Origin of the sequence: Amycolatopsis pittospori (assembly GCF_013870525.1) — a bacterium.
Classification (GTDB): Bacteria; Actinomycetota; Actinomycetes; order Mycobacteriales; family Pseudonocardiaceae; genus Amycolatopsis; species Amycolatopsis pittospori.
In genome coordinates, this window is the sequence record NZ_JACBXD010000011.1 from 129,036 (window position 1) to 136,958 (window position 7,923).

The 7,923-nt window shown below is 69.4% G+C and carries 7 protein-coding genes and 2 pseudogenes; 4 read left to right on the plus strand and 5 right to left on the minus strand.

Features of this window, described 5'->3' with window-relative positions; genetic code table 11:
• From H5J31_RS09070 to H5J31_RS09080, 3 genes are all read left to right on the plus strand, one after another.
• Entirely contained in the window at positions 1-255 is a 255-nt protein-coding gene (locus tag H5J31_RS09070) for a MoaD/ThiS family protein (protein WP_181772024.1), read from the plus strand.
• A gap of 216 nt (positions 256-471) precedes the next feature.
• Positions 472-1,362 carry a phosphatidylinositol-specific phospholipase C/glycerophosphodiester phosphodiesterase family protein gene (locus tag H5J31_RS09075; RefSeq protein WP_181772025.1) on the plus strand — a complete coding sequence of 297 codons (891 nt, stop codon included), beginning with the start codon at positions 472-474 and terminating at the stop codon, positions 1,360-1,362.
• Between the two features lie 453 nt (positions 1,363-1,815).
• On the plus strand, positions 1,816-2,457 hold the full coding sequence (locus H5J31_RS09080) for a transglycosylase family protein (protein WP_236004854.1): 642 nt from the start codon (positions 1,816-1,818) through the stop codon (positions 2,455-2,457).
• Positions 2,458-2,645: 188 nt separating this feature from the next.
• Here the strand turns inward: H5J31_RS09080 and H5J31_RS39600 are convergent.
• The 5 genes and pseudogenes from H5J31_RS39600 to H5J31_RS09110 all read right to left on the minus strand — a co-directional run bounded on the left by H5J31_RS39600 (position 2,646) and on the right by H5J31_RS09110 (position 7,447).
• Positions 2,646-3,562 (minus strand): annotated as a pseudogene (locus H5J31_RS39600) (molybdenum cofactor biosynthesis protein MoaE).
• Positions 3,559-4,029, minus strand: a complete 471-nt coding sequence (moaC, locus tag H5J31_RS09095) for a cyclic pyranopterin monophosphate synthase MoaC (protein ID WP_016337573.1) — start codon at positions 4,027-4,029, stop codon at positions 3,559-3,561. Before moaC ends, H5J31_RS39600 begins: the two are co-directional and overlap by 4 nt.
• A gap of 17 nt (positions 4,030-4,046) precedes the next feature.
• Positions 4,047-5,585: an alpha/beta hydrolase gene (locus H5J31_RS09100; protein WP_181772040.1), complete on the minus strand. Its 1,539-nt coding sequence runs from the start codon at positions 5,583-5,585 to the stop codon at positions 4,047-4,049.
• Positions 5,586-5,726: 141 nt separating this feature from the next.
• A complete protein-coding gene (locus tag H5J31_RS09105; protein ID WP_181772028.1) occupies positions 5,727-7,118 on the minus strand; it encodes an NAD-dependent malic enzyme in 1,392 nt (463 codons plus the stop codon).
• Between the two features lie 146 nt (positions 7,119-7,264).
• Entirely contained in the window at positions 7,265-7,447 is a 183-nt protein-coding gene (locus H5J31_RS09110) for a hypothetical protein (RefSeq protein WP_181772029.1), read from the minus strand.
• 93 nt (positions 7,448-7,540) lie between these two features.
• Here H5J31_RS09110 and H5J31_RS09115 point away from each other — a divergent pair.
• Positions 7,541-7,923 (plus strand): annotated as a pseudogene (locus tag H5J31_RS09115) (helicase-associated domain-containing protein); the annotation flags it as partial.

A 7,923-nucleotide genomic window follows, 5' to 3' on the forward strand; every position in this document is an offset into this window, starting at 1 on the left:
ATGGTGACCATCGTGGTGCGGTACTTCGCGTCGGCCCGCGCGGCCGTCGGCTTCGACGAGGAGAAGGTGACCCTGCCGGACGGCTCCCGCGTCACCGACGCCATCGCCCACCTGCGTGAACTCCACCCGGAAAAGCTGCCGAAGCTGCTCGAAGCGGTCTCGTACCTGCTGGACGGCGTCGCGGTGCGGGATCTCACCCGGCCGCTGACCGACGCCGCCGAACTGGACGTCCTGCCCCCGTTCGCGGGCGGCTGACCTGCGGCAACGCGGGAAAGTGATAGCAAAGGTCCCTTGCTCCCCCCGCTGGCCTCCGTCTGCCGTGAAGGCCTCCTTCCCTACCCTCAAAGTAGGGAAGGAGGCCTTCACGGACCGACGCTCCGCCGCGTGACCCCCGCCAGCGTTCCGAGGCCTTTGACCCGCAGTCCGTCCGGAATTCACCGTCCGGACGCCGAAGCCGCCGAGGATGCGCCAGTGATCACTCCCCGCCGTGTCCTCGCCGCGCTGCTCGCCGCCGTCGCCGCCACGAGCCTGGCGACCGCGCCGGCCTCCGCCCACGAACGCGGCGTACGGCCGCTTCCGCAGGCGCACAGCCACAACGACTACGAGCACACCCGTCCGCTGCACGACGCGCTCGATCAGGGCTTCACGAGCGTCGAGGCGGACATCTACCTGGTGGACGGGCAGCTGCTGGTCGCCCACGACCTCGCGGACACGCGCCCGGATCGCACCCTGGAGTCGCTCTACCTGGAGCCGCTGCGCAAGCGCGTCCTGGCCAACCACGGTGTGGGCGTCTACCGGAAACAGAACCCCTTCGAGGCACGCTTTCCCGCCGAGAAGGCATCAACGGAGTTCCAGTTGCTGATCGACGTCAAGGGGGACGCGGACAGCACCTACGCGGCACTGGAGAAGCGCCTCTACAACCCGCGCTACTCCTTTCTCTTCTCCTTGTACGCGTTCGGGCACGTTCAGAAGCGAGCCGTCACCGCGGTCATCTCCGGCGGGCGCCCGAAGGACGTGATGCTCGGGCAGAAGGTCCGGCTCGCCTTCTACGACGGCCGGATCAAGGACGAGAACGACCTGCACATCGGCTCGGACCCCCGCGTGACCCCGCTGGTCTCGGACTCCTGGACCGGACTGTTCACCTGGACCGGCGCCGGCGAGTTCCCCGCCGCCGAGCGCGCGAAGCTGCACGACATCGTCGAGCGGGCGCACGCGGCGGGTCAGCGGGTGCGGTTCTGGGCGACACCTGACGCCGCCGGTCCCGATCGTGACGCTCTGTGGAAAGCGCTGGTCGCCGCCGGGGTCGACCACCTGAATACGGATGACCTGCCAGGACTGGCGGACTTCTTGAGGTCTCGCTAAAGTGCCCGGCCCACTAGCGCGCGAAAGCGCACGAATGGGCCAGTGACCCCTTAATCCACGTGATGCAAGCCTCACGATCCGTGAATTATCTCGACCAGGAAACGGTCCGGTAACGGCCCGCTGACCTGCAAGAACAGCCGAATCGTTATGGGTTGCGTGCTGTTACTGTGATGTAGGTCACAGCTCGAATAATTTCCGATCAGGCCGTTCGTTACGTACCGTCGCTTTTCGGTTGGCCCCGACCGACCACGCTAGACCGGGAACCCGTAGCGCCGAGCCCTGTCCAACGGATTCCCGGACCCAACCCCGAGCGAAAGCATTTCCGGACAGGGACGAGGGGACAGAGCCGACGCGGCGTGCGTCCGGCGAAGTCGCCGGCCTGCGAAGGCCGGCCAGACCTCCGGGTCTTCCCTCAGCCCAGACTCGTAGGCGCAGGGAGCGAGATTTACTCACATGTCTTACCGAGGCAAGCACCGCAAGATGTCCGCCGCCACTCGCCACATCGCCCGTGTCGCCATTGCCGGCGTCGCGGTCGGAGCGCCCCTCGCCATCGCCGCGACCCCCGCGTCGGCGACCAACTGGGACGCCATCGCGCAGTGCGAGAGCAGCGGCAACTGGAGCACCAACACCGGTAACGGCTACTACGGTGGTCTGCAGTTCTCGCAGAGCACCTGGCGCGCCTACGGTGGCACCGGCAGCGCCGCCAACGCTTCGCGTGAGCAGCAGATCGCTGTCGCCGAGCGCGTCCTGCAGGGTCAGGGCATCGGCGCGTGGCCGCACTGTGGCAAGAAGGGCGGCTCCGCCAGCCCCGCCAAGGCCAAGTCGACCGCCCCGAAGGCCACCAAGAAGGTGACCCCGAAGAAGTCGACCGCCCCGGTCGCCAAGCAGCAGGCCCCGGCTCCGGCCCCGGCCGTGGCCAATGTCGCGAACTCCAACCCGGCGGGTGACTACACCGTCGTGGCCGGCGACACGCTGTCCAAGATCGCTTCCAAGTTCAACGTCCAGGGTGGCTTCCAGAAGCTGCAGGACCTGAACAAGGAATTCGTGCCGAACGCCGACTTCATCGTCGTCGGCCAGAAGCTCGCCACCAAGTGAGCTCATGAGCACCAGTAAGTCGTGATGCCTGCGGGATTCCCCGCACGGCCACGTCGCGACTGACAGAGCCCCACCGCGCCATTCCCCCGGCGGTGGGGCTCTGTTGCGTCCCGGGACGGTGAGCGGCTCGGTACAGGTGGTCGTGAGTGGCGATTCGGGTTAGAACCCGAATCGCCACTCACGACCCCTTACGGCGAATTGACCCATTCGTCGCTGCCATCGCTGAAGTGCTGGTGCTTCCACACCGGTAGCCGCGCCTTGACCTCGTCCACCAGCTCCGAGCAGGCGGCGAAGGCCTGTCCCCGGTGTTCGGCCGCCACGGCGCACGCCAGCGCGACGTCGCCGATGGCCAGCGCGCCCAGCCGATGGCTGACGGCGACGGCCCGCACGCCGGTCCACTTCGCCGAGAGGTCCGCGACGACCTCCGCGAGCACCTCCGAAGCGCTGGGATGTCCCTCGTAGGCGAGCCGTTCCACCGACCGTCCGCCGTCGTGGTCGCGGACCACCCCGCCGAAGGTGACGACGGCGCCCGCGGCGGCGTCGTCCACCAGCCGGGCGTGCTCCTCGACCGAAAGCGGCTCGTCGACCACCGCGACGCGTGCGACCCGAACGTTCACTGCTGTGCCTCCCGTGGGTGGTCGCCGCCCGCCAGCTGGTCGACGGCGTGGTCGAGGATCCCGTCCAGTACGCCCAGGCCGTCCTTCACGCCGCCGCGCGAGCCGGGCAGGTTCACCACGAGGGTCCGCCCGGCCACACCGGCGACCCCGCGCGAGAGCACGGCCGTGGGCACCTTGGGCAGTCCGGCGGCCCGGATCGCGTCGGCCACGCCGGGGAGTTCGTAGTCGAGGATCGCGCGGGTGACGTCCGGGGTGCGGTCGGTCGGCGAGATGCCGGTGCCGCCGGTGGTCACGATCACCTGGACCCCGGCCGTGACGGCGTCCCGCAGTGCGGCACCCACCGGGTCCCCGTCTTCGACGACGACGGGATCCGGCACGTCCCAGCCACGCGAAACGAGCCATTCGGTGATGACCGGTCCGGTCGTGTCCTCGTAGACGCCCTTCGCGGCCCGGTTCGAGGCCACGATCACACGGGCGACGCGGCTCACGGCCGCTCCCAGGTCCCGGTCTTGCCGCCGTCCTTGCGGATCAGGCGGACGTCGTCGAGGGTCGCCGCCGGATCGACGGCCTTGATCATGTCGTGCAGGGTCAGCCCGGCGACGGCGACGGCGGTCAGCGCCTCCATCTCGACGCCGGTCCGGTCGTTCGTCTTCGCGGTCGCGGTGATGTGCACGGCGGTCTCGTCGAGGACGAATTCGACCTTCACCCCGGACAGCGCGATCTGGTGGCAGAGCGGGATCAGCTCGGGCACCTTCTTCGCGCCCATGATGCCCGCGATCCGCGCGGTCGCGAGGGCGTCGCCCTTGGGGAGCCCGTCCGTCGCCAGCAGGCCGAGTACCTCGGCCGTCGTGTGGACGGTGCCGCCCGCCAGCGCGGTGCGGGCGGTGGGCGTCTTGCCGGAAACGTCGACCATACGGGCGGCGCCCGTATGGTCGACGTGGCTGAGTTCACTCACGCCCAGCAGGCTAGTCCTCAGAACACCCGCTGCTTCGAGCGAACCTCGTCGAGCGCCTTATCCCGTTCCTGCCGCTGCTGCGGCGTCATCGAATCGAAGAGCCCGCCCTTGTCCGCGGCGCAGGCCGTGTCGTGCGCGGGACGCTTGCCTTCCACGAAGAACCGATTGACGGCGTTGTTGCCGCAAGCGTTCTCCGAGCTCAGCCAGACCCCGTGCCCGCCGTCGTCGACCGACACCATCCTCGCCCGGTCGCCCAGCGCGCGCCGCATCTCCTTGGCGCCGCTGAGCGGCGTGGCGGGATCACGCAGGTTCTGCACCAGCAGGATGTTCGACGGGCCACGGTCACCGATCCGCACCGGCGGCTCGATCGGCTCGGACGGCCAGAACGCGCACGCCCAGATGTTCGCCCCGGCCGCGCCGAACATCGGGTACTTCACCCGGTCCTTCTCGACGTTGCGCTGGTAGGTACCGACGTTCTCGGGCCAGTTCGCGTCGTTGCAGACCACATGCAGCTGACCGGACAGCAGATTGCCGACGTCGACCTGCGCCGCCTTCTCGGTCTGCTTCACGACGCCTTCGCCGTCGAACGTCTGCCACTGCTGTGCCAGCGTGGGGAAGGAACTGGTCGAGTACAGCGCACCGAACGTCCCCATCCGGAACGCCGCGCCGTCCACCCCCGGAACCGCGCCGCCGTCGAGCTTGGCCGCGAGCTCGTAGAACTTCGCCGTCACCTGCTGCGGGGTGCGGCCCAGCCCGTAGCTGGCGTGCCGTGCGGCCGCCCACTGCGCGAAGTCCGGGAAGCGGTCCTGGAACCCCTCCGCCAGCCGACGCGAGGTCGACGGGTCGAGCCCGCCCGGACCGGTCACGCTGTCGATCACGACGCGATCGGTCTGCTGCGGGAACAGCGTCGCGTACGCGGCACCGAGGTAGCTGCCGTACGAAACGCCGTAGTAGGAGATCTTCTTCTCACCCAAGGCTTCCCGGATGCGGTCCATGTCCCGGGCGGTGTTGGCCGTGGTGATGTACGGCAGGATCGCCGCGGTCTTCGAGTCCCCGCACTGCTTCGCGACGCCGGCCACGTCCTTCGCCCGCTCCGCCACCGCCGCCGCGTCACGCGCGTACGGCGGCACGTTGCTGACCAGCTGCTCGGGCTTGAGATCGCAGGTGACCGGCGTACTGCTGCCGATACCCCGCGGGTCGAACCCGATCAGGTCGTACGCGTCGAGCACGCTCGACGGCACGCCCGCGGCCCGCAGGCTGTCGGGCATGGTCAGCCCCGGACCGCCGGGCCCTCCCGGGTTCATCAGCATGACCCCGCGACGCTTGGCCGGTTTCGTGCTGGCGAGCTTCGACACGGCGACGTCGATGGTCGGCCCGCCCGGCTTCCGGTAGTCGAGCGGGACCTTCACCGTGGCGCACTGCAAGGTGGCCACGTCCGGGCACGGTGCCCATTTCAGCGAGCCCGTCGCGGCGGACGCCGTCGCCGGTACGAGCGCCGCCATGGTGGCCACCGCGGCCGCGATGGTTCCGATTCCGCGCAAGACGGATCGGCTCATCCCCTTACCCCCGTTCATGATCGATCTCCTGGTCGGAGTCGACTCTATGAAGGTTCGGGTGCGCCTGGCGTCCCTCTCAGGTCCGGTATCGGTCTCGCTCTCAGTGGTGAGAGCGAGACCGAATGGAGCAAGGGACCTTTGCTACTTCGCGACCGCCTTGGCGGCCTTCTTGACGGCGTCCGCCACCGCGGGGGCGACGGCGTTGTCGAAGACGCTCGGCACGATGAACGACGCGTTCAGCTTGCCGTTGTCCACGACGTCCGCGATGGCGTCGGCGGCCGCGAGCAGCATCGAGTCGTCGATCTGGTGCGCGTGCGCGTCGAGCAGGCCGCGGAACACGCCGGGGAACGCGAGCACGTTGTTGATCTGGTTCGGGAAGTCGCTGCGGCCGGTGGCGACCACGGCGGCGTGCTTCTGCGCCTCCAGCGGGTCGATCTCCGGGTCCGGGTTGGCAAGCGCGAACACGACGGCGTCGGACTTCATGGTCGCGACCTGCTCGGCGCCGAACAGGTTCGGCGCGGAGACCCCGATGAACACGTCGGCGCCGACGAGCGCCTCGTGCAGCGTGCCCGCCTGCTGCTCGGAGTTCGTGTGCTCGGCGATCCAGGCCAGGTTGTCGTCGAGGTTGCCGCGCGCGGAGTGCACGATGCCGTCGATGTCGGCGGCCACGATGTCGCCCGGGCCCTTGCGCAGCAGCAGGCGGATAATCGCCGAACCGGCCGCGCCGACGCCGCTGACGACGATCTTGCAGTCTTCGATGTTCTTCCCGACCACGCGCAGGGCGTTGCGCAGCGCGGCGACCACGACGATCGCGGTGCCGTGCTGGTCGTCGTGGAACACCGGGATGTCGAGCTGCTCGCGCAGCCGCGCCTCGATCTCGAAGCAGCGCGGCGCGGCGATGTCTTCGAGGTTGATTCCGGCGTACACCGGGGCGATCGCCTTGACGATCTTGATGATCTCTTCGGTGTCCTGGGTGTCCAGGCACACCGGCCACGCGTCGACGTCCGCGAACTTCTTGAACAGCGCCGCCTTGCCCTCCATCACCGGCAGCGCCGCGGCCGGGCCGATGTTGCCCAGGCCGAGCACGGCCGAACCGTCGGTGACGACGGCGACGGTGTTCCGCTTGATGGTCAGGCGGCGCGCGTCTTCGGGATTCGCGGCGATCGCCTGGCAGACCCGCGCGACACCGGGGGTGTACGCGCGGGAGAGGTCGTCACGGTTGCGGAGCGCGACCTTGGGGGTGACCTCGATCTTGCCGCCGAGGTGGATCAGGAACGTCCGGTCGGAGACCTTGCGGACACGGACGCCCGGCAGCGAGTCCAGGGTCTGCGTGATGTCCTGCGCGTGGTTCTCCGACAGGGCGTTGGCGCTGATGTCGACGACGATCGAGTCGGGGTGCGACTCGACGACGTCGAACGCGGTCAGCACGCCGCCGACCCGGCCGACGGCGGTCGTCAGGTCACCCGCCGCGGTGGACGACGCGGGGGCCTCCACCCGGACGGTGATCGAATATCCGGGACCGGGAACCGGCATGGCACTACCCCCGCTGAGGAACGCTCGAATAGGTCGATCGAAAACCTACTCCCGTGACGACCGCCACGGAGCCTCGCAGGGGGTGACTGACGAGTAACTCGCGCGCTGACGGAAACCCGCCCGCGGGAGACCCGCCAGCGACTTCGCTACTTGTTGATCTCGGTCTCGGGGTGCACGTACGGCACCGCGTCGAGCGGGAAGGTCACGTCGCCGAACGGGGACAGCGCGCCCTGCCGATCGGATGCGAGCTCGGTGACGGGGTGTTCCCCGTCTTCACCGGGCCACGTCGGGTCGATGCCCGCGCGCTTCTTGTTCTCGCCCTTCGCCACAACGTCCTCCAGAGCATGGTCAAGCCGTTCTCGAGGGACAGTCTGCCCGAACACGACTGCCGGGCCATCACCCGCCCGGTATCCTGGTCGTCTATGCCCGCGCCCTCCCTGGCGGACTGGCTGCGCCAGGAGTCCGACGACGCCCTCGCCGCGCTGCTGCGCACCCGTCGCGACCTGTCCACGCCACCCCCGTCCGACACGATCGTGCTCGCCACCCGGGCCGGCACGCCGGGCTCCGTCGCGCGCGCCTGCGAAGACCTCGACACCTTCACCCTCGCCGTACTCGATGCCCTGCTGCTGGCCGGAGCGGACACCGATCCGGTCCCCGCGGCCGAGGTCGCGCGGCTCGTGGGTACCGGGATCGGCGAGGCACTGACACTGCTGCGCACACGCGCGCTGGTCTGGGGCGAGGACGACGCGCTGCGCGTCCCGCCCTCGGCCCGGGACGCGCTCGGGCCGTTCCCGGCCGGGCTGGG

Excerpts from the sequence above, each read along its gene's own strand:
- H5J31_RS09070 (WP_181772024.1), top strand. The coding sequence starts at position 1 with ATGGTGACCATCGTGGTGCGGTACTTCGCGTCGGCCCGCGCGGCCGTC.
- H5J31_RS09080 (WP_236004854.1), top strand. The coding sequence starts at position 1,816 with ATGTCTTACCGAGGCAAGCACCGCAAGATGTCCGCCGCCACTCGCCAC.
- H5J31_RS09100 (WP_181772040.1), bottom strand. The coding sequence starts at position 5,585 with ATGAGCCGATCCGTCTTGCGCGGAATCGGAACCATCGCGGCCGCGGTG.
- H5J31_RS09105 (WP_181772028.1), bottom strand. The coding sequence starts at position 7,118 with ATGCCGGTTCCCGGTCCCGGATATTCGATCACCGTCCGGGTGGAGGCC.